This window comes from Thiocapsa imhoffii (genome assembly GCF_016583985.1).
In the GTDB taxonomy this organism is placed as follows: Bacteria; Pseudomonadota; Gammaproteobacteria; order Chromatiales; family Chromatiaceae; genus Thiocapsa; species Thiocapsa imhoffii.
The window spans coordinates 1-521 of sequence record NZ_NRSD01000110.1 but is presented as its reverse complement, the minus strand read 5'-3'; the positions used below and the strand labels follow the sequence as shown (position 1 = coordinate 521).

The 521-nt window shown below is 67.2% G+C and carries 1 pseudogene; it reads right to left on the bottom strand.

What is annotated here, in order from left to right:
* Positions 1-521 (bottom strand): annotated as a pseudogene (locus CKO25_RS20865) (ATP-binding protein); the annotation flags it as partial.

Sequence of the window (521 nt, the reverse complement as noted above, 5' to 3'; positions counted from 1 at the left end):
CCGGCGCACCCGCGGTTCCTGGAGTTTGTGGGCCAATTGATCCAGATGGGTCACGCGCTCGACGATCATCGCCTCCTTGGCCTGGTCGATCAGCGCCGCTGTGATCGGCCGGGCGCGGTCGCGGCCGGCGGGGAGTTTGAAGCAGGCGCGATAGGCCAAGGCATTGACCAGCCAGGGCTGACCTTGGGTCAGCTCCCAAACCCGATCCAGCGCCTCGGGGGTAAAGACCTGCCCGGTCTCGGCGGTATGCTCCAGCAGCAGGGTGCGCGTCTCGGCGGCGCTGAAGTCCCCCAGGCGGAGCGATTCGGCCTTGATGTTGAAGGCGCTGCCCCCGGTGATGGCCTCGCGCTCGGAGCTGGCATGGATGCGGTAGTCGCGCAGGTCGCGCACCCCACACAGAATCACGGTCTGCGGAAAGGCCGTCGGCCGTTGCGGATAGCCGGCGCGCAGTTGGCGCAGCAGCGAGAGCAGGGTGTCACCGATCAGCGCATCGACTTCGTCAAGCAGCAGTACGATGGGCT